Consider the following 24,684-nt stretch of genomic DNA (forward strand, 5'->3'; position numbering starts at 1 on the left):
CTAATACCAGACACAACGCCTGCTGTCCCGCGCACACGCGCGGGGTAACTCTCATGTGTGACAGTCAGCACACCGTCATGGTAAAGACCTCATCAAATAGTTTGTGATACTGTTCACGAGACCCGGCGACAGAGCCGAAGGACCGTAGTGCGACGGTCCGTTGGCCCGAGAAACCCTCTCTCGGACCGGGCCTACGCTCGTCCATGACGACACCATCTGCCCCACCCATTCAGCGGAGCTGCCGCCATGCCGTCCAACGACGTCCGGAACCTCCTTCACACCGCCGTGCCCACTGCTGCCGTCGGCGTTGTCGCCGCTGTGGTCAGTGGTGTGGTCGTGGGCGGCAAGGGGGCTCTGGGAGCCGCCGTCGGCACGCTGGTGGTCATCCTCTTCATGGGGATCGGGCTGGTGGTGCTCCAGCGGACGGCGAAGTCCCTGCCGCAGCTGTTCCAGGCGATGGGGCTGATGCTCTATACGGCCCAGCTGCTGTTGCTGTTCATCTTCGTGGCCCTGTTCAAGGACACCACCGTGTTCCACCCGAAGGCGTTCGCCATCACATTGATCGTGGCGACCGTCGCTTGGGTTTCCGCTCAGGCGCGTGCACACATGAAGGCCAAGATCCTCTACGTCGAACCCGAGTCTTCGTCTGCCGGTAAGGCTGAGAAGACGGGGTCGTCGGCGTGAGGAGTAGGGCCGGGATAAGTACCCGTTCGGAACCCTGCTATCGTCCGGTTCCAACTGCGGCATTGCGGGCGCGGGCATCCGAGCTGACGCCTGTTCTCACGCGAGGCTTGAAGCCCGAGAGCTGCCGCTCCCACACCTGTAAGACCTGTCCGGTGCCGAACCGCGGCCCTGCGCCGCACCGACACAACGAGGTTGCCGTACCTATGCGCCACTCTGAAGGAGCCCGCGGTGAGTGCTGACCAGACGACGCTCGCCTTCGACTGGAGTTGCCGCATTTTGGCCGACAACGGCTGCGGCTTTCCGGCTCCGGGCCTGCACTCCTTCCTCTTCAAGCCGATCGTCGAGGTCGGCGGCTTCTACTTCAACAAGACGATGCTTCTGGCGCTGCTCGCCTCGGTGATCGTGGTCGGCTTCTTCTGGATGGCTTTCAACAAGCCGAAGTTGATCCCCGGCAAGGTCCAGATGATCGGTGAGGCCGGTTACGACTTCGTCCGCCGCGGCATCGTCTACGAGACGCTGGGCAAGCGCGAGGGCGAGAAGTACGTACCGTTCATGGTCTCGCTGTTCTTCTTCGTCTGGATCATGAACATCTGGTCGGTCGTTCCGCTCGCCCAGTTCCCGGTCGCCTCCGTCATCGCCTACCCGGCCGGTCTCGCGATCATCGTGTACCTGATGTGGATGTCCGTGACGTTCAAGCGCCACGGCTTCGTCGGCGGACTGAAGAACGTCACCGGCTACGACAAGTCGCTCGGCCCGGTCCTGCCGCTCGTCGTGCTCATCGAGTTCTTCTCGAACGTCCTCGTCCGGCCGTTCACGCACATGGTCCGGCTCTTCGCCAACATGTTCGCCGGTCACCTGCTGCTCGTGATGTTCACCGTCGCCAGCTGGTACCTGCTGAACGGCTTCCTGATCCCGGCCGCCGGCGTCTCGTTCGTGATGACCATGGGCATGATCGTCTTCGAGCTGTTCGTCCAGGCCATCCAGGCCTACGTGTTCGTACTCCTGGCCTGCACCTACCTGCAGGGCGCAGTGGCCAAGAGCCACTGAGCCCTCCCCACACTCACCCCTGTCGTCCGGTGGCCAACCCCCACCGGTCCGTGAAAGAGAAGGAAGAACCGGCATGTCCGCTCTCTCGAACCTCGCCGCCGTCACCGGTGACCTCAAGGCCCTCGGCTCCATCGGTTACGGTCTCTCGGCCATCGGCCCCGGCGTCGGCGTCGGCATCATCTTCGGTAACGGCACCCAGGCGCTGGCCCGTCAGCCCGAGGCCGCCGGCCTGATCCGTACCAACCAGATCCTCGGTTTCGCCTTCTGTGAGGCGCTCGCCCTGATCGGCATCGTCATGCCGTTCGTCTACGGCAGCTGACGTTCTGGGACGAATAGCCCATTACGACGAAAGGCACTGATGTGAACGCGCTGGTATCCCTGGCGGCGGAGGAGCAGCAGAACCCGCTCATCCCGCCCGGACCGGAGCTCCTCGTCGGGCTGATCGCCTTCGCCATCGTCTTCTTCTTCCTCGCCAAGAAGCTCCTCCCGAACATCAACAAGGTTCTGGAAGAGCGTCGCGAGGCCATCGAGGGTGGCATCGAGAAGGCGGAGGAGGCCAAGACCGAGGCGCAAAGCGTCCTGGAGCAGTACAAGGCTCAGCTCGCCGAGGCCCGCCACGAGGCCGCCCGTCTCCGCCAGGAGGCGACCGAGCAGGGCACCGTCATCATCCAGGAGATGAGGGCGGAAGGGCAGCGGCAGCGTGAGGAGATCGTCGCCGCCGGTCACGCCCAGATCGAGGCCGACCGCAAGGCCGCGGCCAGCGCGCTGCGTCAGGACGTGGGCAAGCTCGCCACCGAACTGGCCGGCAAGCTGGTCGGGGAGTCCCTTGAGGACCACGCCCGGCAGAGCCGCACCATCGACCGCTTCCTCGACGAGCTCGAGGACGGCGCTTCGAAGGCAGAGGCCACGCGATGAACGGAGCGAGCCGCGAGGCGCTGGCCGCCGCGCGTGAGCGTCTCGACGCGCTGACCGACAGCACGTCGGTCGACGCGGCGAAGCTCGCCGAGGAGCTGGCCGCCGTGACCGCGCTGCTCGACCGTGAGGTCTCGCTGCGTCGGGTCCTGACCGACCCGGCGCAGGCCGGCGAGGCCAAGGCCGAGCTGGCCGGACGGCTGCTGAGCGGCCAGGTGGGCGGTCCTGCCGCCGATCTGGTCTCCGGCATGGTCCGTTCCCGCTGGTCGCAGCCGCGTGACCTGGTCGACTCGGTGGAGGAGCTCTCGGCGACCGCCGAGCTGACCGCCGCGCAGCAGACCGGTTCGCTGGACGACGTGGAGGACGAGCTGTTCCGGTTCGGCCGGATCGTCGAGTCCAGTCCCGCACTGCGGTCCGCGCTGACCGACAGGTCGGCGACGGCCACCGCCAAGACCGGGCTCCTCGCCGGTCTGCTGGGCGGCCGGGCCAATCCGGCCACCGAGCGTCTGGTTGTGCGTCTCGTGACCCGGCCCCGGGGACGTAGCCTGGAAGCGGGTCTCCAGACCCTGTCCCGGCTCGCCGCGGCGCGCCGGGACCGGATGGTCGCCGTCGTCACCTCGGCCGTTCCGCTCAGCGACGGACAGAAGCAGCGTCTCGGCGCCGCTCTGGCCAGGCTGTACGGCCACTCGATGCATCTGAACCTGGACGTGGACCCCGAGGTCCTCGGCGGGATCTCGGTGCGCGTCGGCGACGAGGTCATCAACGGCACCGTCGCGGACCGTCTCGAAGAGGCGGAACGGCGGCTCGCGGGCTGACCACGAGCGGCGGAGCCGCCCGTGGACGCGGGCACAGCGGACGCGGGCAGACGCAGGCAACAGAACAGAGCAACACCAGCGGCCCGGTTGGGCCGTGCAGAAATTGCAGAAGATTCCTGGGGGTCGCCCCCAGACCCGCAGACCCCCAAAGAAACTTCGGGCCCAACAAGGAGAGCAGGGAACCCAGATGGCGGAGCTCACGATCCGGCCGGAGGAGATCCGGGACGCGCTGGAGAACTTTGTCCAGTCGTACAAGCCGGACGCGGCCTCGCGCGAGGAGGTCGGTACGGTCAGCGTGGCCGGTGACGGTATCGCGAAGGTCGAGGGTCTGCCCTCGGCCATGGCGAACGAACTGCTGAAGTTCGAGGACGGCACCCTCGGCCTCGCCCTCAACCTCGAGGAACGCGAGATCGGTTCGATCATCCTCGGCGAGTTCAGCGGTATCGAGGAGGGTCAGTCGGTCACCCGTACCGGCGAAGTCCTCTCCGTCGCCGTCGGCGAGGGCTACCTGGGTCGCGTCGTCGACCCGCTCGGCAACCCGATCGACGGCCTCGGCGAGATCGAGACCGAAGGCCGCCGCGCCCTGGAGCTGCAGGCCCCGGGCGTCATGGTCCGCAAGTCGGTCCACGAGCCGATGCAGACCGGCTACAAGGCTGTCGACGCCATGGTGCCGATCGGCCGTGGCCAGCGTCAGCTGATCATCGGCGACCGGCAGACCGGCAAGACCGCTCTGGCCGTCGACACGATCATCAACCAGCGCGACAACTGGCGCTCGGGCGACACCAACAAGCAGGTCCGCTGCATCTACGTCGCCATCGGCCAGAAGGGCTCCACCATCGCGGGCGTCCGCGGTGCGCTGGAGGAGGCGGGCGCCCTCGAGTACACGACGATCGTCGCCGCCCCCGCGTCCGACCCGGCCGGCTTCAAGTACCTGGCGCCGTACACCGGCTCGGCCATCGGCCAGCACTGGATGTACCAGGGCAAGCACGTCCTGATCATCTTCGACGACCTCTCGAAGCAGGCCGACGCCTACCGCGCCGTGTCCCTGCTGCTGCGCCGTCCGCCGGGCCGTGAGGCCTACCCGGGCGACGTCTTCTACCTGCACTCGCGTCTGCTGGAGCGCTGCGCCAAGCTCTCCGACGACATGGGCGCCGGTTCGATGACGGGTCTCCCGATCGTCGAGACGAAGGCCAACGACGTGTCGGCGTTCATCCCGACCAACGTCATCTCCATCACCGACGGTCAGTGCTTCCTGGAGTCCGACCTGTTCAACGCCGGCCAGCGGCCCGCGCTGAACGTCGGTATCTCGGTCTCCCGAGTCGGTGGCTCCGCCCAGCACAAGGCCATGCGGCAGGTCTCCGGCCGACTGCGTGTGGACCTCGCCCAGTACCGTGAGCTGGAGGCGTTCGCGTCCTTCGGTTCCGACCTGGACGCGGCCTCCAAGGCGTCCCTGGAGCGCGGTAAGCGCATGGTCGAGCTGCTGAAGCAGCCGCAGTACGCGCCGTTCCCGGTGGAGGAGCAGGTCGTCTCCGTCTGGGCCGGCACCAACGGCAAGATGGACGACGTACCGGTCGCCGACATCCGCCGCTTCGAGAGCGAGCTGCTGGAGTACCTGCGCCGTGAGCGCAAGGACCTGCTGACCAGCATCGCCGAGGGCGGCAAGATGTCCGACGACACGATCCAGTCGATCGCGGACGCCATCACCGCCTTCAAGCGGCAGTTCGAGACCTCGGACGGCAAGCTCCTCGGCGACGACGCGCCGGCCGTCAACGTCTCCAAGTGACGACGGAAGGGACCTGACTCATGGGAGCCCAGCTCCGGGTCTACAAGCGTCGCATCAAATCCGTCACCGCGACCAAGAAGATCACCAAGGCGATGGAGATGATCGCCGCCTCGCGCATCGTCAAGGCGCAGCGCCAGGTGGCGGCCTCCACCCCGTACGCGACCGAGCTGACCCGCGCGGTCACCGCGGTGGCGACGGGGTCGACGACCAAGCACCCCCTGACCACCGAGGCGGAGACACCGACCCGCGCCGCGGTCCTGCTCGTCACGAGCGACCGCGGTCTGGCCGGCGGCTACTCCTCGAACGCCATCAAGGCGGCGGAGCGGCTCACCGAGCGGCTCCGCGGTGAGGGCAAGGAGGTCGACACGTACATCGTCGGCCGCAAGGGTGTCGCCTACTACGGCTTCCGTGAGCGCAAGGTCACGGACTCGTGGAGCGGCTTCACCGACAGCCCGACGTACGCGGACGCCAAGCAGGTCGCGGCGCCGCTGATCGCGGCCGTCCAGCAGGACACGGCCGAGGGCGGCGTGGACGAGCTCCACATCGTCTTCACCGAGTTCGTGTCGATGCTGACGCAGACGCCGGTGCAGCACCGGCTGCTGCCGCTCAGCCTGACGCAGACATCAGCGGGGGCGGCCGAGGAGTCGGGCACGAAGGGCGAGATCCGTCCGCTCTTCGACTTCGAGCCGTCGGCGGAGGACGTCCTCGACGCCCTGCTGCCGCGCTACGTCGAGAGCCGTATCTACAACGCGCTGCTCCAGGCCGCCGCTTCCAAGCACGCTGCCACCCGCCGCGCGATGAAGTCGGCGACCGACAACGCCGGGGACCTCATCAAGAGCCTCTCCCGGCTTGCCAACGCGGCCCGCCAGGCCGAAATCACCCAGGAAATCAGCGAGATCGTCGGTGGCGCGAGCGCACTGGCCGACGCGACCGCGGGGAGTGAAAATTAATGACGACCACTGTTGAGACGGCCGCAGCCACGGGCCGCGTTGCCCGGGTCATCGGCCCGGTCGTCGACGTGGAGTTCCCCGTCGACGCGATGCCGGACATCTACAACGCGCTGCACGTCGAGGTCGCCGACCCGGCCGAGGAGGGCAAGCTCAAGACGCTGACCCTCGAAGTCGCCCAGCACCTGGGCGACGGTGTGGTCCGCGCGGTCTCGATGCAGCCCACCGACGGTCTGGTGCGCCAGGCACCGGTGACCGACACGGGCAACGGCATCACCGTCCCGGTCGGCGATGTGACCAAGGGCAAGGTGTTCAACACCCTCGGTCAGATCCTGAACGAGCCCGAGGCCGAGTCCCAGATCACGGAGCGCTGGCCGATCCACCGCAAGGCCCCGGCCTTCGACCAGCTCGAGTCCAAGACCGAGATGTTCGAGACCGGCCTGAAGGTCGTCGACCTGCTGACCCCGTACGTCAAGGGCGGCAAGATCGGTCTGTTCGGTGGTGCGGGCGTCGGCAAGACCGTCCTCATCCAGGAAATGATCATGCGTGTGGCCAAGCTGCACGACGGTGTTTCCGTGTTCGCCGGTGTCGGTGAGCGCACCCGTGAGGGCAACGACCTCATCGACGAGATGACCGACTCCGGCGTGCTGGACAAGACCGCGCTGGTCTTCGGCCAGATGGACGAGCCGCCGGGCACGCGTCTGCGGGTGGCGCTCTCCGCGCTGACCATGGCGGAGTACTTCCGCGATGTGCAGAAGCAGGACGTGCTGCTCTTCATCGACAACATCTTCCGCTTCACCCAGGCCGGTTCCGAGGTCTCCACACTGCTCGGCCGTATGCCGTCCGCGGTGGGTTACCAGCCGACCCTGGCGGACGAGATGGGTGTGCTCCAGGAGCGCATCACCTCGACCCGCGGTCACTCGATCACCTCGATGCAGGCGATCTACGTCCCCGCGGACGACCTGACCGACCCGGCGCCCGCCACGACCTTCGCGCACCTCGACGCGACGACCGTGCTGTCGCGTCCGATCTCGGAGAAGGGCATCTACCCGGCGGTGGACCCGCTGGACTCGACGTCCCGCATCCTGGACCCGCGCTACATCTCGCAGGCCCACTACGACGCGGCCAGCCGCGTCAAGGGAATCCTGCAGAAGTACAAGGACCTCCAGGACATCATCGCGATCCTCGGTATCGACGAGCTGGGCGAGGAGGACAAGCTCGTTGTCCACCGTGCCCGTCGCGTCGAGCGCTTCCTGTCGCAGAACACCCACGCCGCCAAGCAGTTCACCGGCCTGGACGGTTCCGACGTGCCGCTCGACGAGTCGATCGCCGCGTTCAACGCGATCTGTGACGGGGAGTACGACCACTTCCCCGAGCAGGCGTTCTTCATGTGCGGTGGCATCGAGGACCTGAAGGCCAAGGCCAAGGAACTCGGCGTCTCCTGACCCGTCGGCGCACGGAGGGGGGCGGGTACCTCCCGCCCCCCTCCGTCGCTCTTATCGACACCCCATAGAATTGAAGCCAACACCCGGCGATACGGCCGGGTGGTGACCCGAGGAGCCACCCTTGGCTGCTGAGCTGCATGTCGAGCTGGTCGCCGCTGACCGCAGTATCTGGTCCGGCGAGGCCACCCTGGTCGTCGCGCGCACCGCGTCCGGCGACATCGGCGTCATGCCCGGTCACCAGCCGCTGCTCGGTGTGCTGGAGTCGGGCCCGGTGACCATTCGTACGAGTGAGGGCGAAACGGTCGTGGCCGCTGTGCACGGCGGTTTCCTCTCGTTCGCCGACAACAAGCTTTCGCTGCTGGCGGAGATCGCCGAGCTGGCGGATGAGATCGACACCCAGCGCGCCGAGCGTGCGCTGGAACGCGCGAAGTCGGGTGACGACGACGCCGCCGAACGGCGCGCCGACGTCCGACTGCGCGCGGTGGCGGTGCGCTGAGCGCTGCCACCACTGATTTATCCTCAGCCGCGGCTCGTTCCGGATCCCTCCGGACCGGGTCGCGGCTGAGGCGATGCGGCTGCGGTTCCTGTTCCGGTACTGAATGAGGCGAGGAGGTCGGTGTTTGATGGTCCTCGCTCTGCTCATTTGCGGACTGGTCGTCGTACTGGTTGCGGTGGGGCTCTTCGTCTTCGGTCTGCGCCGGCGGCTGATCCAGCGCTCCGGCGGGACGTTCGACTGTAGTCTGCGCTGGAACGTGCCGGCGGAGCCCGATCTCTCCGGCAAGGGCTGGGTGTACGGCGTCGCCCGCTACAACGGCGACCGCATCAACTGGTTCCGGGTCTTCTCGTACGCCCCGCGCCCGCGCCGTACGCTGGAACGCTCCGCGATCGAGGTGCTGTCGCGCCGCGCGCCCGAGGGCGAGGAGGAGCTGGCGCTGCTCTCCGACGCGGTCATCCTGGGCTGCGCGCACCGCGATGTACGGCTGGAGCTGGCGATGAGTGATGACGCCCTCACCGGCTTCCTCGCCTGGCTGGAGGCGGCTCCCCCGGGGCAGCGGGTGAACGTGGCCTGAGCCCCGGCGGCCTGGCGGGACCTCAGCGGACGTGAAGACCTCCGCACGTGAAGACCTCGGTGGACGTGGAGAAGGGGGCGGCGCTCGGGCGCCGCCCCCTTCACTGTGCCGTTCGGGTCACTGTGCCGTTCTGGCTATCCGAGACCGCTGTTGATCGCGGTCACCAGCTCGCCGTTGGCGGTGTCACCCGTGAAGTCCCAGAAGAAGGCGCCTCCCAGGCTCTGCTGGTTCGCCCAGGCCATCTTGGACGTGATGGTGGCCGGGGTGTCGTAGCTCCACCAGTTGCTGCCGCACTTGGCGTACGAGGTGCCCGCGATGGTGCCGGTGGGCGGGCAGGTGTTCTTGAGGACCTTGTAGTCCTCGATACCGGGCTCGTACGTACCGGGAGCGGCGCCGGTCGCGGTGCCGCCCGGGGTCGCCTGGGTCACGCCGGTCCAGCCGCGCCCGTAGAAACCGATACCGAGCAGCAGCTTGTTGGCCGGTACGCCCTGCGCCTTGAACTTGGCTATCGCCTCGGCGGAGTTGAAGCCCGCCTGCGGGATGCCCGGGTACGAGGTGAGCGGGGAGTGCGGAGCCGTCGGGCCCTGCGCGGCGAAGGCGCCGAAGAAGTCGTACGTCATGACGTTGAACCAGTCCATGTACTGGGCCGCGCCCGCGTAGTCGACCTTGTCGATCTTGCCGCCGGCCGAGGCGTCCGCCGTGGTGGCCGCCGTGACCAGGTTGTTGGCGCCGAACTTGGCGCGCATGGCCTGCATCATGTTCTTGAACGACGCCGGGCCGCTGGTGTCACAGGTCAGACCGCAGGCGTTGGGGTACTCCCAGTCCAGGTCGATGCCGTCGAAGACATCGGCCCAGCGCGGGTCCTCCACCAGGTCGTAGCAGGACTGCGCGAAGGCGGCCGGGTTCTGCACGGCCTGGCCGAAGCCGCCGGACCAGGTCCAGCCGCCGAACGACCAGAGGACCTTGATGTGCGGGTACTTGGCCTTGAGCTTGCGCAGCTGGTTGAAGCTGCCGCGCAGCGGCTGGTCCCAGGTGTCGGCGACGCCGTCGACGGACTGGTCGGCGGTGTACGCCTTCTCGTAGTCGGCGTAGGAGTCGCCGACCGTGCACTTGCCGCCGGTCACATTGCCGAAGGCGTAGTTGATGTGGGTGATCTTGGCGGCGGAACCGGACGTGTCCAGGTTCTTGACGTGGTAGTTCCGGCCGTAGACGCCCCACTCGGTGAAGTACCCGAGCTTGACCTTGCTGCCGGGCCCCGGGCCGGGGCCCGTGTCGCCACCGGTGGTGCGGACCGCGCGGGCGCCGCTGACCGGGCCCGTCTGGTCGGCCGTGTCACGGGCCTGGACGGTGTACGAGTAGTCGGTGCCCGCGGTCAGACCGGTGTTGGTGTACGTCGTACCGGTGACGGTGGCGACCTTCGCGCCGTCCCGCAGGACGTCGTAGTTCTTGACGCCCTTGTCGTCGGTGGCCGCGGTCCAGCTCAGCTTGACCGAGGTGTTGGTGATCTCGCTCGCGGCCGGGGTGCCGGGCGCCGAGGGCGGGTTGTCGCCCGGGACGCTCGGGCCGCCGTCGCACGAGCCGCCGTTGAGCTTGCAGCCGGTCGGGGCGCCTGTACCAGTGCCGTTGAAGCCGAAGGTGACGGTCGCGCCGGGGGCGAGCGTGCCGTTCCAGGTCTTGTTCTTGGCGGTCCAGTGGTTGGCCGCTCCGGTGATGTCGGCGTCCCAGCCGGAGGTGACCGCCGTACCGGCGGGGAAGTCCCACTCGACGGTCCAGGAGCTGAGGCTGGTGGTTCCGGTGTTCTTCACCGTCCACTTGCCCTCGAAGCCCGAGCCCCAGTCGGAGGCTTTGGTGTACGTGGCGGTGGCCGAGGTGGCGGCCTGCGCGGGGGTGGCCAGCCCGACGAGCGCGGCGAGAGGCAGCAGCAGCGCGGTGAGACCCGCGACGGCTCTGGATCTGAACCGGGCTCTAGGGAGGGCGGATTGGGAGTTCAAGCGTGCTCCTCAGATGAGTACAGGACAAAACGGGGTGGTCCGTGCACTGCTCACCCTGCGACGGCTCACCGCAGTGTGTGCGGTGAGAGTAGGAAGGTCTGGACCACTCGTCAATAGGTCCAGACCAAAGGTGGGAGTCGCCGGTCAGATTCCCAGCTCCTGCGCGAGGACGGCGGCCTGCACCCGGCTGCGCAGTCCCAACTTGGCCAACAGCCTGCTCACATGGGTTTTCACGGTCGCCTCGGCCATCGTGAGACGCCCCGCGATCTCGGCGTTCGACAGCCCCTCACCGAGGCACGAAAGCACCTCGCGCTCGCGACGCGTGAGAGGGTTCAGGATCTCCGGATCGGGCGCGTCGGCGGTGCGTACGGGGGTCGGCGCCGCGAATTCGGCGATGAGCCTGCGGGTGACCGCCGGGGCGATCAGGCCCTCGCCGCGCGCCACCGTACGGACCGCCGCCAGCAGCTCACCGGCCTCCGCGTTCTTCAGCAGAAAGCCCGAGGCCCCGGCCCGCAGCGCCCCGAAGACATACTCGTCCAGATCGAAGGTGGTCAGCACCAGCACATCGGCCAGCCGCTCCGCGACCACCTTCGCGGTCGCCGACACCCCGTCGAGCCGTGGCATCTGCACATCCATCAGCACCAGATCGGGCCGCAGCTCCCGGGCCAGCGCGACCGCCTCCTCGCCGTCCGACGCCTCCCCGACGACCTCGATGTCCGGCGCGCTGCGCAGAATGAGCACCAGCCCCGCGCGTACCGCCGACTGGTCCTCCGCGACCAGCACTCGGATCGTCATGCTCTCTCCCGCCCTTCCACGACCGGCAGTTCGGCCCTCACCAGCCAGATCTTCCCTCCGTCGGCGCCCGTGACGGGACCCGCCTCGAACGCTCCGTCCAGCAGCTCGACCCGTTCGCGCATCCCGATCAGACCGGCGCCCGACCCCGGTGCGCGCGGCCCCGGCCGGTCACCGAACGGGCTGCGGATGCGTACCGTCAGCGCGCGCTCCGATCCGTCCAGCTCGACGGTGGTCGTCCCGGGGACCGCGTGCTTGAGGGCGTTGGTCAGCGACTCCTGGATGATGCGGTACGCGGCCAGATCGATGGGCGCGGGCAGCGCGACGTCCTCGCCGCGCCGGTCGTCCAGAGTGAACCGCAGCCCGCTGGAGGCACCGTTCGTACGGGCCTGCTCCAGCAGTGTGTCCACCGCCCGCAGTGTCGGCGCCGCGGAGACCGTGCCGGTGTCGCCGCGCTCCCGCAGCAGCCCGATCAGCCGGCGCATCTCGGCCAGCCCCTCGACGCTGTTCTCCCGGATGACACCGAGCGCGTCCCGGGTCGTGCGCTCGTCGTCCAGCGAGAGCGCGGCCGTCGAGTGGATGGCGATCGCCGAGAGATGGTTGGCGACCATGTCATGCAGCTCCCGGGCCATCCGCGCGCGCTCCGCCGCCACCGCCTGGGTCCGGTCCATCTCGGCCAGCAGCGCCGTCTGTTCGGCCCGCAGCCTGGCCGACTCGGCGGCGTCCCGGTGGTTGCGTACGAGAACACCGGTACTGGCCGGGAAGAAGCCGACCAGCGCGGTGACCACCCCGAGCAGCAACGCCTCGGGCGTACGCAGCCAGGTCACGGACCCGATCGTCACCGCGACCGTGATCAGCCCGGCGGTCCAGGGGATACGGCGGGCGGAGGCCGGTGTCCCGTAGAGCACGGCCGCGTAGATCACATCCGTGAACATCACCACCGTCGCCAGACTGCCCCGCGTGAACTGATCGGCCACCAGCGCGAGCGTGCCGACGACCAGCGCGGTCTGCGGCGCCGACCTGCGCAGCAGCTCCACTCCCGCCATGACGGCCAGCGGCAGCAGCACCCAGGCCCCGGGCAGCAAGCGGCCCCCCTGGGTGTGCAGCCCCACGGCCCACAGGGCGATGCCGCCGGCCAGACCGGAGAGGGCGATCAGCACATCGACGCGGTGCGGCCCGCGGGAGGGGGAGGACCCGGGCCGGCGCGGGGGGACGGACGCGGCAGACCGGGGAGAGGCGATCATCCCTCCATCCAACACGGCCCGTCGGGCACCGTCCTCCCCATCCCGGGCGAGCGCCGGGTACATCGAAGGATGCAGTCGCGGTTCGTCACTGACGACGACGTGTTGTGTCCCCGCCGACGGGAGGCTGGAACCGACAGAAAGGAGAGGCGCCGTGATCGTCACACTGATCGTCGCCTGCGAGGTCGGTTTCTGGGTGCTGCTGGCCGCCGGGCTGACCCTGCGCTACCTGGCCAGGATGCCGAGGCTCGGCGCGGCGGTCCTGCTGCTGGAACCGCTGCTGGAGGTCGTGCTGCTGGTGGTCACGACCATCGACCTCAGGAACGGCGCGGAGCCGGACTGGAAGCACGGTCTGGCCGCGATGTACATCGGCTTCACCATCGGCTACGGCCACTACACGATCAAGCGGATCGACGGCTGGGTCGCCCACCGCTTCGCCGACGGCCCCCCGCCGGTCGGACCGCCGAAGTACGGCATGGCCCGCGCCCGGCACGAGGGCCGGCTGTGGCTCCGTACGGTCGTGGCCGCCGCCGTCGCGGCCGTCCTGCTCCAGATCGCCATCTGGTACGTGGGCGACGCGGGCAGTACGGGCTCGCTGGTCGCGTGGCAGCTCAACGCGGCGCGCGTCGCCGGTATCCACGGCGTGATCGCCCTGACGTACGCGCTCTGGCCGAAGAAGCCCCCGGCGGACGCGGAGGAACCCACCCGCGTGGAACGCCACCCGTCCGCCGGCGCGCGGGGCTGACCTCAGCGCTCCCCGCCGGGAACCCAGAGCACGTCTCCGACCTCCTTGTTGGCCACGCGGGCCAGGATGAACAGGAGGTCGGAGAGGCGGTTCAGATAGGTGGCCGTGAGCGCGTTCATGGTCGCGCCGTGCACGTCGAGCGCCGCCCAGGTGGAGCGCTCGGCGCGCCGTACGACCGTGCACGCCTGGTGCAGCAGCGCCGCGCCCGGGGTGCCGCCGGGGAGGATGAAGCTGCGCAGCTTCTCCAGCTCCGCCAGGTACGCGTCGCAGTCCGCCTCCAGCTTGTCGATGTACTGCTGCTCGACGCGCAGCGGCGGGAACTCCGGTTTCTCCACCACCGGGGCGGAGAGATCCGCTCCCACGTCGAACAGGTCGTTCTGGACCCGGACGAGGATCTTCACGAGCCCGGGGGACAGCTGCCCCAGGGCGATCGCCGTACCGATGGCGGCGTTGGCCTCGTTGGCGTCGGCGTACGCGGCGATCCTCAGGTCGGTCTTGGCGGTACGGCTCATGTCGCCGAGCGCTGTCGTGCCGTCGTCGCCGGTGCGGGTGTAGATGCGCGTCAGATTGACCATACGGCCAGAGTAGTTACGCCCCGGCCTTCCGGAAGACCCGCGTACCGACGGTGACGGACACGGCGGTGAGCGCGACCGCCATCAGGGCCCCGTACAGCATGGCCGTACCGGCGTAGTCGCCCACGTATCCGGCCCGGACCGCGTCCACCAGATAGCGGAACGGGACGAAGCGCGACAGCATGTCCAGCCAGTCCGGCGCGAGCGCCATCGGCAGCATCAGCCCGGAGAGCAGCATCGAGGGCATGCTCACGGCGTTGATGGTGGGGCCGAACTCCTGCGGTGAGCCGACCTTCAGGGCGAGGGCGTACGAGAGCGAGGCGAGCGAGACCGTCAGCACGGCCACGAACACGAAGCCGACGAGGACGCCGGCGAGCGGCGCGCGCAACCCCATCGGCAGGGCGGCCAGCACCAGCAGCACCGCCTGGAGGACGAGGAGCGCGGCGTCCCGCAGCACCCGCCCCAGCAGCAGCGCCAGCCGGCTCACGGGCGTCGCCCGCATCCGCTCCACCACCCCGAGCTGCTTCTCGACGATGACCGAGAAACCGGCGAAGAGCGCGCCGAACAGGGCGAGCTGGAGCAGCAGGCCGGGGACGAGGACCTGCCAGGAGTCACCCGCGCCGCCGAGCGGCAGCCCGGTCAGCAGCGGACCGAAGAAGAGCAGATGGAGCAGCGGCATCAGCACGCCGAAGAGGATCTGGAAGCGGGAGCGCAGGGTCTGGCGGGCGTAGCGCCCGAAGACCAGCGCGGTGTCGGACAGCAGCGCGGTCATCACGTAACTCCTGAGGCCGGACGGTGGTGGGCGGAGCGGGGGACGGCGGTCATACGGCCACGGGCGCGGTGTCCCCCGGGGTGATCCCGCGCCCCGTGATCGCGAGGAAGGTGTCCTGGAGGGTGGCGTCGGGGGAGCCCGCGTACGCGTGCTTGAGCGCGCTCGGGGTGCCCTCGGCGGCCACCACGCCCCGGTCGACCACGATCAGCCGGTCGGACAGCTCGTCCGCCTCGTTCAGATAGTGCGTGGTCAGGAAGACGGTCGTGCCGTACCGCTCGCGGACGGAGCGGATCAGATCCCACAGATCGGCCCGGCTGCCCGGATCGAGTCCGGTGGTCGGCTCGTCGAGGAAGAGCACCTCGGGACGGTGGATGAGCCCCAGCGCGATGTCGAGCCGGCGCCGCTGGCCGCCGGAGAGCGCGCCGCACGGGCGGTCGAGCAGTTCCACGAGGCCCAGATCGCGGGCCAGTTCCCCGGCCCGGTCGACGGCGGCCGGCTTGCCGAGGCGGTAGAGGCGTCCCTGGGTGACCAGCTCCTCGCGTACGGAGATCTGCGGGTCGACGCCGCCGGCCTGGGCGACGTACCCGATCTTCCGCCGGACGGCGTCCGCTTCGCGCTCCAGGTCGAAGCCCGCGACGGTCGCCGCGCCCCCGGTGGGCGGCAGCAGGGTGGTGAGCATCCGCAGGGTGGTGGTCTTGCCGGCGCCGTTGGGACCGAGGAAGCCGATGATCTCGCCGGTCCTGACGGTCAGATCGATACCGCGAACGGCCTCGACGGGGCCGTTCCTGGTCCGGAAGGTCCGGGCGAGCCCGGCCGTACTGATGATGGACACGGCCCCAGAAAAACAGAATCTCTTAAAGTTTGCAATGACTCCAAGTTTTCACCGGTTGCGGCGAAGCCTAGGATGGGGGCATGTCCGAGGGCCTCAGGGAACGGAAGAAGCGGCAGACCAGGCAGCACATCTCGGATGTGGCCACGGGTCTCTTCCTGGAGCGCGGCTTCGACGCGGTGACGATCGCGGAGGTGGCCGAGGCGGCGGACGTCTCCGTCAACACCGTCTACAACTACTTCGAGGCGAAGGAAGACCTCTTCCTCGATCGCAGCAAGTCCATCGTGGACCGGCTCTCCCGCTATGTACGGGGCCGGCGCGAGGGCGAGTCGGCATCGGACGCCGTCTTCCGCGAGCTGCGCGAACTGGTCGAGGCCGTGTCACCCGTCGTCGGGCTCTCCGAGGGGTACGCGCGCTTCATGGAGGTCGTACACGGCTCGCCCGCCCTCGGCTCGCGGCTCGGACTCCTCCAGCACGAAGTCCTCGTCGATCTCGACAGGACGCTGCGGGAGGAGACCGGCGCCGACGAGGACGACACGCTCCCCACGCTCGTGGCCGGCCAGCTCTCCTGGGTGCACGGGACGCTCATGGGGCGGATCGCCCAGCGGATGACGGAGGGCGGGAAGCCGGGCCCGGTGTCGCGCGAGGCGCTCGATCTGCTGGACGACATGGAAGCGGTGCTGGGGGGGAAGGTGCTCAAGTACGCGGTACGCGACGCCTGATGGTCCCCGTCGGTGTGATGTCCGTCATGTGAGACGTGACGCGCATCTCTTCACCGTCACTTGACCGGCCGCGACCGCTAACCTCCGGCAGAGAGCTCGCATGTAAACAGGTGTTAAGGCTGAACAGAAGCCGAACAGGAATCGTGGGGTGCGTCGTGGCAAAGAAGCTCGCCGTCATCGGGGCCGGACTCATGGGGTCCGGTATCGCGCAGGTCTCGGCGCAGGCGGGCTGGGACGTCGTCCTGCGGGATGTCACCGACGCGGCGCTGGCCCGGGGCATCGACGGGATCAGGGCCTCGTACGGCAAGTTCGTCGCCAAGGGCAAGCTCGAAGAGGCCGACGCCGACGCGGCGCTCGCCCGGATCACCACGACCACCGACCTGGACGCCGTCGCCGACGCGGACGTCGTCGTCGAGGCCGTCTTCGAGAAGCTCGACGTCAAGCACGAGATCTTCCGTACGCTCGACAAGCTCGTACGGGACGACGCCGTCCTCGCCTCCAACACCTCGGCGATCCCGATCACCAAGATCGCGGCCGTGACCGGGCGTCCGGAGAGCGTCGTCGGTACGCACTTCTTCTCGCCGGTGCCGATGATGCGCCTGTGCGAGCTGGTGCGCGGCTACAAGACGAGCGACGAAACCCTCGCCGCCGCTCGGGAGTTCGCCGAATCGGTGGGCAAGACGTGCATCGTCGTCAACCGCGATGTGGCGGGCTTCGTGACCACGCGGCTGATCTCCGCCCTCGTCGTCGAGGCCGCCAAGCTCTACGAGTCGGGCGTCGCGTCGGCCGAGGACATCGACACCGCCTGCAAGCTGGGGTTCGGCCACGCCATGGGCCCGCTCGCCACCGCCGACCTGACGGGCGTCGACATCCTGCTCCACGCGTCCGGCAACATCTACACCGAGTCGCAGGACGAGAAGTTCGCACCGCCGGAGCTGATGCGCCGGATGGTGGACGCGGGTGACATCGGACGCAAGAGCGGGCAGGGGTTCTACAAGCACTGAGCCGCGCCACACCGGTACCCGCACCGCACCCCACAGGGTGAATTCGATATCGGTTCGCTTACAGACGGCAACTTCTTCGGCCGCGTGGCAGTCAGTTGTTGGAAGACCGGAACAGACTACGGAGCACGGAAAGCACTCTCGGGGAGCGCATATGCACATCAGGGGCGACCACGCCGAGCTGGTCGTCGGGGGCCGCCTCGACGTACGCAGCGCGGCGGACGCCCGTACGGTCCTGCACTCGGCGGTCGACGACGGCGTCGGCGATCTGGTGCTCGACCTGACCGCACTGGACTCCTGGGACGCCACGGGACTCGGCGTCATCATGGGAGCCCACCGACGCGCGGGGCGGTGCGGCCGTAGGCTTGTGCTGCGCGGTGTCCCACCGCAGATGCAGCGACTGCTGGTGGCGACCCGATTGCACCGCATTCTCGCCATCGAGGGTGGAATCGCCGCAGAATCGCTCCCTCGGGTCTGACCGTCCCACATCGCGCAATTCTCATGAGATCGTGATGTCTTGGACGGCGTGGTACCCCGGCTGGACGCGGATACCCTGCGGAGGTCTAGGGTTCGGCCGTCTGCCGATTGACTGACCCGTGGACGCAGACACCGGCACCAGAAGCGACAGATGGGCGTGTGAGGCCGGGGGGCATCGCACGCCACGATCTGGGGAGCTTTCCACCATGGACCCGATAGACCGGGGACCGGAAGAGTACGGTCACGACGAACGCGCGGGTGAGAGCGCGGATTCGGCACGTCCGCCGGGCACCGAGATCGTGCCCGCGGCCCTGCCCGCGATCCCTTCCCACGCCGGCCCGGCGCACATCACCCCTGCCCAGGTCACCCCGGCCCTCGCGCATCTCAAGGGCGCCGGTCCTGTGACCACCCCACCGCCCGTCCGCACCGTCCAGCTCATCTCCGGCGAATACCTGCTGACCGTCAACCCCGTCGACGGCAGCGAGATCGAGCTCTGCCCGCCCGGCAGAGGGCCCGACGCCCCCACGCGGCGCACCGCCGCAGAACGCGCCGATCTCCAGCGCGCGGGCCGGCCCTCCGTACCGCCGGGACCCGCCGCACCGCCCCTTCCGCTGCTGGAGCGTTCCGCGGAACGGGAGCGGCTGGCGGGGCTGCTGGGGCGCGGCAGGTCCGTACGTCTCACCGGCGCCCCCGGCTCGGGACGTACCGCACTGCTCGAAGCCGTCGCAGCGGACTGCGCGGATCTCGCGCCCGACGGGGTCGTACGCCTCTCCGGCCACCGGCGCACCACCACCGAGCTGTTGTACGAGCTGTACGCGGCCGTTCACCACTCCGCGCGCTGCCGCCCCGACCGCGCGGGACTGCTCGAACTGGTCCACGGCATCGGCGCGGTCGTCGTCCTGGACGATCTGGAACTGGGCGGTGAGGCGCTGGACGAACTCCTCGCCGCGACGCCCGAATGCGCCTATCTGCTCGCCGCGGCCCCCGACACCGACCCGCCGTCCGCGGACGCGGGCCTGGAGGAGGTCGCGCTCGGCGGCCTCGGCCGCGGCTCCTCGCTGGAACTGCTGGAGCGCGTCGTCGAACGCCCCCTCACCGACGAGGAGGCGAACTGGGCGGGCGACCTCTGGTTCGAGTCCGAGGGCCTGCCCGTGCGCTTCGTCCAGGCGGGCGCTCTGCTGCGACAGCGCGACCAACTGCGCGGCAGCTCCGAGGCCTCCGACGAGTTCGAGCCCTTTGTCCGGCCCTTCGAGCGGGTCTCCGACGACACGCCGACGCTCACCGCCGGTACCCCCGACGGCTACGACATTCCGCTGCCCACCCTCGGCGAGGGCGCCGCGCCCGCGGTCCTGCTCGCCTCCCGGCTGAGCGAGGCCGCCCGCGCCACCCTGCGCTTCGCCGTCGCGCTCGGCGGCGAGGTCCCGCACCAGGCGCATCTGCCGGCCCTGGTGGGCGACACCCACGCGGACGCCGCGCTCGGCGAACTGATGAGCTGCGGCCTCCTCACCCCGGTCGGCGCGCGCTACCGGCTCGCCCCGGGCGTCGTCACGCAGTTGGAGGCGAAGGGGTACGCGGACGACGCCGTGGCCCACGCGCACACCGCCGCCCAGCACTACGCCTGGTGGGCGGCGCACCCGTCGGTCACCCCCGAACGCGTCACCGCCGAGGCGGACGCCATCCTCGCGGCGATGGGTCCGCTGGTCCCGGGACAGGAGTCGGGACACCCGAGCGCGGCCGTCCTGCTGGCCCGCAGCGCCGCGCCCGCCTTCCTGGCGGGGCTCCACTGGGGCGCCTGGGAACGCGTCCTGCGGTCCGGCTCCGAGGCCGCCAGGATCGCCGGAGAGGTCGCGGAAGAGGCGTACTTCCACCACGAGTTGGGCGTCCTCGCGCTCTGCGTCGGAAACCTGGACCGGGCCCGCGCGGAGCTGGAGGCGTCGATCGGCATGCGCGGGGCCGTCGCCGACAAGGTCGGCACGGTCGCGGGACGCAGGGCGCTGGCACTGGTCACGGACCGCGAAACCGGCCGGCCGGGCACGTCCATGCCGCTGGCGTTGCCGCCGGGGGCGGGGCCGGGGTTCGGCCCCGAGGTGTCTTCGGCCCCGGCATCGGCTCCGGTCCCGGCCTCGTTCCCGGACGAGAACGTGACGCTGGTCACCCGGCACGAGTCCCCGGCGCCGGGTCCCGGACGCAGCACCGCTCCGGTGCCCGTGGCGCACCGCCGCCGCCCGGCGTTCGGTGCCCGCCGCAACCTGGTCGCGGCGGGAGCGGGCGCGGTGCTCGCGGCCGTCCTGGGCACGGTGGTGACGCTCGGCGCGACCTCGGGCAGCGACAACGCCCCTGCGGACGAGGTCCGTACGGGACAGTCCCCGGACGCCGACAACGGCGAGGGCGACCTGCCGGCCGATCAGCCCGTCGACGAGGCGCCCCCGAACCCGGACGTCCAACTCCCCGCGCCGAGCACCTCGGGAAGCGCCGTCCCCTCGGACAGCGCGAGCCCGTCCGACTCGGCGTCACCGTCGGGCACACCGTCGGACAGCGCGTCGTCCCCCGACGACACCCCGTCGAAGCCGGGCAGCCCCTCCACGCCGCCGTCGAAGCCCCCGACCTCATCGAGCAAGCCACCGACGAGCCCGTCGACCCCGCCGTCGTCCCCGTCGTCCCCGTCACCGAGCGACGACCCGACGGAGGACCCCACGGGCACCCCGCCACCACCGTCGTCCCCACAGACGACGGTGAGCGGCCCCAACCCGTCGCTGTCCGAGACGTCCCCGGAGCCGACGGTCGCGTAGCCGGGTGCGGTTCGGCTGGGGCCGGTGGTCGGGGTGCGGGTTGTCGCCGGGGTGCGCTCCGGGCCTCGCGCCCGGGACGGCATGCTGTGCTTTCCCCGGGGGACACCCCTGGACCCCCGTACGGCGCGCAGCTGCCCTGACGACGGTTCGGGCGTTCGCGCACGCCACACATCACGCTCTACGTCCCGGACACGCCCCCTGCGCGACCCCCTTCACCGCCGCCACCGACGAACCGGCCGTGCGCGGGGGCGGCGGCACCGTCCCGCGCCGGCCCGCGGGTCACCCGCCAGAATCGGTGTGCCGTGAGTTGGTAGTACTCGTGGCCGGGGTTGTCGGCGGCGTGGTTCAGCGCCCACGCCTCGGTAATCCGCCGGACGTCGTCCACCGGGTCGGAGGTGTCGTGGCAGTCCTCGCACTCCACCATGAAGCGGGCCGCGGGCTTGTCGGAGCTGCTGTCCGATCGCAGTACCAGAGACCCGAGACAGTGGATCACCTTGGGCGGCCGAGGTTCTTCAAGCCGGGGTGTCACAGGTTGCCCCATCCTTCCAAGACGCGCTGCATCAGTGCGGTCTCGACCCTCTCTTTGGCCGGCCCGTCCGGCACGCGCAGGCTGCCCGGCACACGATGCGGTAGAGGCGCGGATCCGGTGAACGGCTCTGGTTGAGGTGAAAGTGTCAGCTCAGCCCAGACGATCTTTCCTCCGGCTGGCGCCCCACAGGTGCCCCAGCGCTTGGCGAATCCCTCTACGAGACACAGGCCGCGGCCGATCTCGGCGTTCGTACTGGGCTCCTTCAGCATGGGGAGCGCCGGGCTGTCGTCCCAGACCTCGACAAGCACGCTGTCGTCAATGATCTGAAGCTGCACCCCGATGATGTGCTTCGCCTCGGTGGCCTGAACAGCGTTCGTGACCAACTCGGAGGTCACGAGTAGGGCTTCGTCGAGGATGTGGGGCGCTCTCCACCATCCCAGCATCACTTTGGTGAACGCCCGCGCGCAGCCCACTGCTGTGGGCAGCGCAACGAGTGTCAGCCGGTCCCAGGCCCGGAGCTGATCACTGGCTAGGCCGCGGTGTTCATCAAGCGTATGCACCTCGGTTGAGAAGCTGAATTCCAGCCGGTCCAACAACGCCCTCCGGAGCGCACCGTTCTCGCTGAGGTGCCCGAGGGACGGCAGGATCACGGTGCCCGCACCAGTGCATCTGAGTACGTCGACCATCTCGTTGAAGGCGTCGAGTGAGCCGCTGACGAATTCGTGGTAGATGCCGCCGAGATGGAGATCGTTGGCCTCGGCATAGCGCCGCAGGCTTCGCTCCACCTCGTATGCTTCCTGGCCGGTTACATCAGAGAAGACGCGCATATAGCCGTAGGCGAACTTCTTGTCGTCGTTCACTGCTGTGCCCCCTGGATGATCCAGATCCGCGCGCCGATTTCCTGCTCGATGTGTTCTCGCATCGCTCTTTGCAGACCGGGAAGCCGGGCGAAGTGCCAAAGAGACGGCACGATTACGTCGCGGATGCGGCTCGTTCTGAGTGCGTCCGTCAGGCTGTCGAAGGCAGGTTCGTTGGAGCGAAGCTGCTCGATGAAGACTCGCTCCAACGCGAAGCCCTCACGTTCGGCGTGCGCCGCCATCCCGCTTTGCAAGGTGTCGTCTTCGGGGCCGTATTCATCGGACGCGGCCAACCTCATATATCCATACATTCCAAGTCGCATCCATTCCTCCTGGTGGGGCGTGAGGACTCGACCGGCGATGGGTATCTACTGCGCCGTCGGTCGGCCCGATGGCGAGGAAACCGGTTTGACCTGGGGAAATCCACAGCACGATTGCCGCGCGAATGTCGCATCCACGCCGCATCCGACCGACTGGCCTGCGGAGACGTCACTCGATTGGCTAGGCTGTTTCCCGCCCCGCGTCAGTCGGAGGGATGGGCGATGGCCGCGAAGCGGATACGGCTCGTTCAGCGTCGTAAATCGGCAGGCTTCACACAGGAGTCCCTTGCTGAATACCTGGGTGTCGAGCGTTCGACAGTGGGTCGCTGGGAGAGTGCTGAAACAGAGCCGCAGGCCTGGTTACGGCCGAAGATCGCTCGTGCGTTCCAAGTCAGCCGTGACGAACTACAAGCTGCTCTGGATGACGTGACGATCATTCAAGCGCAATCAAGCGAACGTGTGAACTATGCGCTTGAAAACCCGGCTTCGGCCGATCTGCTGGTTGTCGCCTATCTGCACGAGCGCCTGCGACAGGTGGACGAATCCTACGATCAAGCGTCGTCCACCAGCTTGCTGGGGCCCGCCGGTGTCATTCACGGGCAAGTGAGGTTCCTCCGTGAGAACGCCGCCAATCCGCGCGTGCGTAGGGCTCTGTATGAGGTGGAAGCAGACTCGGCAACGCTCATGGGGCAACTGGTCTGGGACGTCAGCCAACGACGCGACCACCGAGCATCGCTCGGCTACTTCGAGGAAGCGGTGAGCGCCGCGCGCCATGTGCGTGATCCCTCGATCGAGTCGTACGCCACGCTGCGCATGAGCTTCGTGGCCCTCTACGGCGAGAAGAAACCAGCACGGGGCGTGCTGCTTGCGCGGCAGGCTGCCGAAGTTGCCGAGCCGGCCAGCCCGTCCCTGACCGGGCTGAGCCTGTTGCACGTTGCCGAGGGGTACGCCATGACCGGCGCGCTCAAGGAGTGCGAGGACGCGCTGAGAAGGGCGGAGGCCCAGTTCGACCGCGTGAACGACGACGATGTGTCGGCCGAGTACTACACGATCAATGAGTTCAACCGGCTCGCTGGATCGTGCTATCTGTTCCTCGACCGACCGGAACTGGCCGAGCCGATCCTCCGCACGACCACCCATGCGCTGGTCTCCAAGAAGAAGAGCCAGGCTATCGCGCTCGGGAACCTGACACTCGCACTCCTCCGTCAAGGAAAGCTGGACGAGGCGGCCGGCGCCATGCATCGGACGATTGATGCCGTGGAACTGACGCGTGGCGGTGGAGGTCTTAATCTGGCGTTCTCGGCCGGTCGGGAGCTTCGACAGTGGAGGCGAGAGCCCTGGGCGCAGGACATCAACGATCGTCTTCTCGCCCTGATGGCCGCGATGTGAGGACAGGTGGAGCGCGTGCGGAGCATCGACCAAGCCAAGCAGGCCGTACGGGAGATGGTGTGGCGTCGTCTCATAGCCGGAGGCGGCGCCCCCGGGGACTCGTACGGCAAGATTCCCGGGTTCTTCGGCGCTGAAGCGACGGCGGAAGGGCTCGCCGAGCTGGACGTCTGGCAGCGAGCCGCCACCGTCAAGGCCAACCCTGACTATGCGCAGCTGCCGGTACGTGTCCGCGCGCTGAAGGATGGCAAGCGGGTCTATATGGCCGTGCCGAGGATGGCGACGCTCCAGCCGTTCTACCTGCTCGATCCCGGCTCCCTCGGAATCCCGGCCGAGGAGGCCGCCGGGAAACAGGGTGCGTCGCAGGTCGCTCGTCGCGTCGGCGTCGACGACATGCGGCCGATCGATGTGGTGGTGTGCGGCAGCGTCGCGGTCAACCGGTCGGGCGCGCGCATCGGCAAGGGGGCCGGTTACTCCGACCTTGAGGTGGCACTTCTGATCGAGGCGGGCCTGGTGACGGATCGAACGGTGATCGTCGCTCCGGTGCACGGGCTCCAGGTGATCGAGGAAGACATCCCCGAGACGGAGCACGACTTCAGTGTCGACTACATCGTCACGCCCGACGAGGTGATCTCCTGCACCAGCCCTCGTCGGCCGCGTGGTCTCGTATGGGGCGACCTGACGACCGAGAAGATCGCGGCGATTCCGGTACTGGCAGAGCGGCAGCGCAGCCAGTAGTACGGCACCCGAGCGCCGACAGACCGATGGCCGGCGGCCCCGGCCCCCGGCCCAGCCACGACAACCGCACCCCCCGCCGCAGGCGCACCCCGCCGGATGGCGCACCGCACCCCGGACCACGACCCCCCCATTACCTTTTTCGTGGTTCCGCAATGGGGCTCCCGGCCTCCGGGACCGGCATGACTGCTCCCCCCTGTTGAAGGTATGGCCCGGGGGGTGG

The 24,684-nt window shown here is 68.9% G+C and carries 26 protein-coding genes; 17 read left to right on the top strand and 9 right to left on the bottom strand.

Annotation, left to right across the window (positions count from 1 at the left end):
* The first annotated feature begins 246 nt into the window (after window positions 1-246).
* From CU044_RS26610 to CU044_RS26655, 10 genes are all read left to right on the top strand, one after another.
* The gene (locus tag CU044_RS26610) at window positions 247-684 is read left to right on the top strand and encodes a hypothetical protein (RefSeq protein WP_129771292.1); all 438 of its coding nucleotides are present in this window, start codon (window positions 247-249) and stop codon (window positions 682-684) included.
* 276 nt (window positions 685-960) lie between these two features.
* The gene (gene atpB / locus CU044_RS26615) at window positions 961-1,731 is read left to right on the top strand and encodes a F0F1 ATP synthase subunit A (protein WP_129771316.1); all 771 of its coding nucleotides are present in this window, start codon (window positions 961-963) and stop codon (window positions 1,729-1,731) included.
* 73 nt (window positions 1,732-1,804) lie between these two features.
* Window positions 1,805-2,050, top strand: coding sequence for an ATP synthase F0 subunit C (gene atpE / locus CU044_RS26620; protein WP_129771293.1), 246 nt, complete (start codon window positions 1,805-1,807; stop codon window positions 2,048-2,050).
* A 41-nt stretch (window positions 2,051-2,091) separates the two neighbouring features.
* Window positions 2,092-2,646, top strand: coding sequence for a F0F1 ATP synthase subunit B (locus CU044_RS26625; protein ID WP_129771294.1), 555 nt, complete (start codon window positions 2,092-2,094; stop codon window positions 2,644-2,646).
* The gene (locus CU044_RS26630; protein WP_129771295.1) at window positions 2,643-3,458 is read left to right on the top strand and encodes a F0F1 ATP synthase subunit delta; all 816 of its coding nucleotides are present in this window, start codon (window positions 2,643-2,645) and stop codon (window positions 3,456-3,458) included. The genes CU044_RS26625 and CU044_RS26630 overlap by 4 nt, the downstream gene beginning before the upstream one ends.
* A gap of 187 nt (window positions 3,459-3,645) precedes the next feature.
* Window positions 3,646-5,241: a F0F1 ATP synthase subunit alpha gene (gene atpA / locus CU044_RS26635; protein ID WP_129771296.1), complete on the top strand. Its 1,596-nt coding sequence runs from the start codon at window positions 3,646-3,648 to the stop codon at window positions 5,239-5,241.
* 20 nt (window positions 5,242-5,261) lie between these two features.
* A complete protein-coding gene (locus CU044_RS26640; RefSeq protein WP_129771297.1) occupies window positions 5,262-6,191 on the top strand; it encodes a F0F1 ATP synthase subunit gamma in 930 nt (309 codons plus the stop codon).
* On the top strand, window positions 6,191-7,633 hold the full coding sequence (gene atpD / locus CU044_RS26645; protein ID WP_129771298.1) for a F0F1 ATP synthase subunit beta: 1,443 nt from the start codon (window positions 6,191-6,193) through the stop codon (window positions 7,631-7,633). The genes CU044_RS26640 and atpD overlap by 1 nt, the downstream gene beginning before the upstream one ends.
* Before the next feature lie 121 nt (window positions 7,634-7,754).
* Window positions 7,755-8,129 carry a F0F1 ATP synthase subunit epsilon gene (locus CU044_RS26650; protein ID WP_129771299.1) on the top strand — a complete coding sequence of 125 codons (375 nt, stop codon included), beginning with the start codon at window positions 7,755-7,757 and terminating at the stop codon, window positions 8,127-8,129.
* A gap of 127 nt (window positions 8,130-8,256) precedes the next feature.
* Window positions 8,257-8,703 (top strand): DUF2550 domain-containing protein, encoded by a 447-nt coding sequence (locus tag CU044_RS26655; RefSeq protein ID WP_129771300.1) that lies wholly within the window; start codon window positions 8,257-8,259, stop codon window positions 8,701-8,703.
* Between the two features lie 134 nt (window positions 8,704-8,837).
* On the opposite strand, the gene CU044_RS26660 is transcribed toward CU044_RS26655, so the two are convergent.
* The 3 genes from CU044_RS26660 to CU044_RS26670 all read right to left on the bottom strand — a co-directional run bounded on the left by CU044_RS26660 (window position 8,838) and on the right by CU044_RS26670 (window position 12,730).
* Window positions 8,838-10,694: a glycoside hydrolase family 18 chitinase gene (locus CU044_RS26660; protein ID WP_129771301.1), complete on the bottom strand. Its 1,857-nt coding sequence runs from the start codon at window positions 10,692-10,694 to the stop codon at window positions 8,838-8,840.
* 144 nt (window positions 10,695-10,838) lie between these two features.
* A complete protein-coding gene (locus CU044_RS26665; RefSeq protein WP_129771302.1) occupies window positions 10,839-11,489 on the bottom strand; it encodes a response regulator transcription factor in 651 nt (216 codons plus the stop codon).
* Window positions 11,486-12,730 (bottom strand): histidine kinase, encoded by a 1,245-nt coding sequence (locus tag CU044_RS26670; protein WP_240045861.1) that lies wholly within the window; start codon window positions 12,728-12,730, stop codon window positions 11,486-11,488. Before CU044_RS26670 ends, CU044_RS26665 begins: the two co-directional genes overlap by 4 nt.
* A 151-nt stretch (window positions 12,731-12,881) precedes the next feature.
* On the opposite strand from CU044_RS26670, the gene CU044_RS26675 reads away from it, so the two are divergent.
* Complete coding sequence (locus CU044_RS26675) at window positions 12,882-13,472, top strand: hypothetical protein (RefSeq protein ID WP_129771304.1); 591 nt, start codon at window positions 12,882-12,884, stop codon at window positions 13,470-13,472.
* Window positions 13,473-13,474: 2 nt separating this feature from the next.
* Here the strand turns inward: CU044_RS26675 and CU044_RS26680 are convergent, their stop codons facing one another.
* Genes CU044_RS26680 through CU044_RS26690 form a run of 3 tightly spaced genes read right to left on the bottom strand, consistent with a single transcriptional unit; the run spans window position 13,475 to window position 15,648 of the window.
* Entirely contained in the window at window positions 13,475-14,047 is a 573-nt protein-coding gene (locus CU044_RS26680) for a cob(I)yrinic acid a,c-diamide adenosyltransferase (protein ID WP_129771305.1), read from the bottom strand.
* 13 nt (window positions 14,048-14,060) lie between these two features.
* Window positions 14,061-14,816, bottom strand: coding sequence for an ABC transporter permease (locus CU044_RS26685; protein ID WP_129771306.1), 756 nt, complete (start codon window positions 14,814-14,816; stop codon window positions 14,061-14,063).
* Between the two features lie 49 nt (window positions 14,817-14,865).
* Window positions 14,866-15,648, bottom strand: coding sequence for an ATP-binding cassette domain-containing protein (locus tag CU044_RS26690; protein WP_129771307.1), 783 nt, complete (start codon window positions 15,646-15,648; stop codon window positions 14,866-14,868).
* A gap of 80 nt (window positions 15,649-15,728) precedes the next feature.
* Between CU044_RS26690 and CU044_RS26695 the strand changes: the two genes are divergently transcribed.
* The 4 genes from CU044_RS26695 to CU044_RS26710 all read left to right on the top strand — a co-directional run bounded on the left by CU044_RS26695 (window position 15,729) and on the right by CU044_RS26710 (window position 20,634).
* Window positions 15,729-16,367: a TetR/AcrR family transcriptional regulator gene (locus CU044_RS26695; protein ID WP_129771308.1), complete on the top strand. Its 639-nt coding sequence runs from the start codon at window positions 15,729-15,731 to the stop codon at window positions 16,365-16,367.
* Between the two features lie 155 nt (window positions 16,368-16,522).
* On the top strand, window positions 16,523-17,371 hold the full coding sequence (locus CU044_RS26700) for a 3-hydroxyacyl-CoA dehydrogenase family protein (RefSeq protein ID WP_129771309.1): 849 nt from the start codon (window positions 16,523-16,525) through the stop codon (window positions 17,369-17,371).
* A 151-nt stretch (window positions 17,372-17,522) separates the two neighbouring features.
* Window positions 17,523-17,846, top strand: coding sequence for an STAS domain-containing protein (locus CU044_RS26705; RefSeq protein WP_030351976.1), 324 nt, complete (start codon window positions 17,523-17,525; stop codon window positions 17,844-17,846).
* 205 nt (window positions 17,847-18,051) lie between these two features.
* Window positions 18,052-20,634 carry an ATP-binding protein gene (locus CU044_RS26710; RefSeq protein WP_129771310.1) on the top strand — a complete coding sequence of 861 codons (2,583 nt, stop codon included), beginning with the start codon at window positions 18,052-18,054 and terminating at the stop codon, window positions 20,632-20,634.
* 178 nt (window positions 20,635-20,812) lie between these two features.
* Here CU044_RS26710 and CU044_RS26715 read toward each other — a convergent pair whose 3' ends face one another.
* The 3 genes from CU044_RS26715 to CU044_RS26725 are packed head-to-tail and all read right to left on the bottom strand — an operon-like array spanning window position 20,813 to window position 22,319.
* The gene (locus CU044_RS26715) at window positions 20,813-21,163 is read right to left on the bottom strand and encodes a hypothetical protein (protein WP_129771311.1); all 351 of its coding nucleotides are present in this window, start codon (window positions 21,161-21,163) and stop codon (window positions 20,813-20,815) included.
* Window positions 21,160-22,023 carry a hypothetical protein gene (locus tag CU044_RS39750; RefSeq protein WP_240045862.1) on the bottom strand — a complete coding sequence of 288 codons (864 nt, stop codon included), beginning with the start codon at window positions 22,021-22,023 and terminating at the stop codon, window positions 21,160-21,162. The genes CU044_RS26715 and CU044_RS39750 overlap by 4 nt, the downstream gene beginning before the upstream one ends.
* Complete coding sequence (locus CU044_RS26725; RefSeq protein ID WP_240045863.1) at window positions 22,020-22,319, bottom strand: hypothetical protein; 300 nt, start codon at window positions 22,317-22,319, stop codon at window positions 22,020-22,022. The genes CU044_RS39750 and CU044_RS26725 overlap by 4 nt, the downstream gene beginning before the upstream one ends.
* Before the next feature lie 243 nt (window positions 22,320-22,562).
* On the opposite strand from CU044_RS26725, the gene CU044_RS26730 reads away from it, so the two are divergent.
* Both CU044_RS26730 and CU044_RS26735 read left to right on the top strand, forming a co-directional pair.
* Window positions 22,563-23,729, top strand: coding sequence for a helix-turn-helix transcriptional regulator (locus CU044_RS26730; protein WP_129771313.1), 1,167 nt, complete (start codon window positions 22,563-22,565; stop codon window positions 23,727-23,729).
* A 15-nt stretch (window positions 23,730-23,744) separates the two neighbouring features.
* Entirely contained in the window at window positions 23,745-24,464 is a 720-nt protein-coding gene (locus tag CU044_RS26735; protein WP_205124107.1) for a 5-formyltetrahydrofolate cyclo-ligase, read from the top strand.
* The last annotated feature ends 220 nt before the right edge of the window (window positions 24,465-24,684 follow it).

Source organism: Streptomyces sp. L-9-10 (genome assembly GCF_004151105.1).
Lineage (GTDB): Bacteria > Actinomycetota > Actinomycetes > Streptomycetales > Streptomycetaceae > Streptomyces.

Bases quoted from the DNA above. Each gene is read 5' to 3' on its own strand.
- CU044_RS26640 (WP_129771297.1), top strand. From the start codon at position 5,262: ATGGGAGCCCAGCTCCGGGTCTACAAGCGTCGCATCAAATCCGTCACC.
- atpD (WP_129771298.1), top strand. From the start codon at position 6,191: ATGACGACCACTGTTGAGACGGCCGCAGCCACGGGCCGCGTTGCCCGG.
- CU044_RS26695 (WP_129771308.1), top strand. From the start codon at position 15,729: ATGTCCGAGGGCCTCAGGGAACGGAAGAAGCGGCAGACCAGGCAGCAC.
- CU044_RS26680 (WP_129771305.1), bottom strand. From the start codon at position 14,047: ATGGTCAATCTGACGCGCATCTACACCCGCACCGGCGACGACGGCACG.
- CU044_RS26710 (WP_129771310.1), top strand. From the start codon at position 18,052: ATGGACCCGATAGACCGGGGACCGGAAGAGTACGGTCACGACGAACGC.
- CU044_RS26705 (WP_030351976.1), top strand. From the start codon at position 17,523: ATGCACATCAGGGGCGACCACGCCGAGCTGGTCGTCGGGGGCCGCCTC.
- CU044_RS26670 (WP_240045861.1), bottom strand. From the start codon at position 12,730: ATGATCGCCTCTCCCCGGTCTGCCGCGTCCGTCCCCCCGCGCCGGCCC.
- CU044_RS26685 (WP_129771306.1), bottom strand. From the start codon at position 14,816: ATGACCGCGCTGCTGTCCGACACCGCGCTGGTCTTCGGGCGCTACGCC.
- CU044_RS26610 (WP_129771292.1), top strand. From the start codon at position 247: ATGCCGTCCAACGACGTCCGGAACCTCCTTCACACCGCCGTGCCCACT.
- CU044_RS26655 (WP_129771300.1), top strand. From the start codon at position 8,257: ATGGTCCTCGCTCTGCTCATTTGCGGACTGGTCGTCGTACTGGTTGCG.
- CU044_RS26630 (WP_129771295.1), top strand. From the start codon at position 2,643: ATGAACGGAGCGAGCCGCGAGGCGCTGGCCGCCGCGCGTGAGCGTCTC.
- CU044_RS26725 (WP_240045863.1), bottom strand. From the start codon at position 22,319: ATGAGGTTGGCCGCGTCCGATGAATACGGCCCCGAAGACGACACCTTG.
- atpA (WP_129771296.1), top strand. From the start codon at position 3,646: ATGGCGGAGCTCACGATCCGGCCGGAGGAGATCCGGGACGCGCTGGAG.
- atpE (WP_129771293.1), top strand. From the start codon at position 1,805: ATGTCCGCTCTCTCGAACCTCGCCGCCGTCACCGGTGACCTCAAGGCC.
- CU044_RS26665 (WP_129771302.1), bottom strand. From the start codon at position 11,489: ATGACGATCCGAGTGCTGGTCGCGGAGGACCAGTCGGCGGTACGCGCG.
- CU044_RS26730 (WP_129771313.1), top strand. From the start codon at position 22,563: ATGGCCGCGAAGCGGATACGGCTCGTTCAGCGTCGTAAATCGGCAGGC.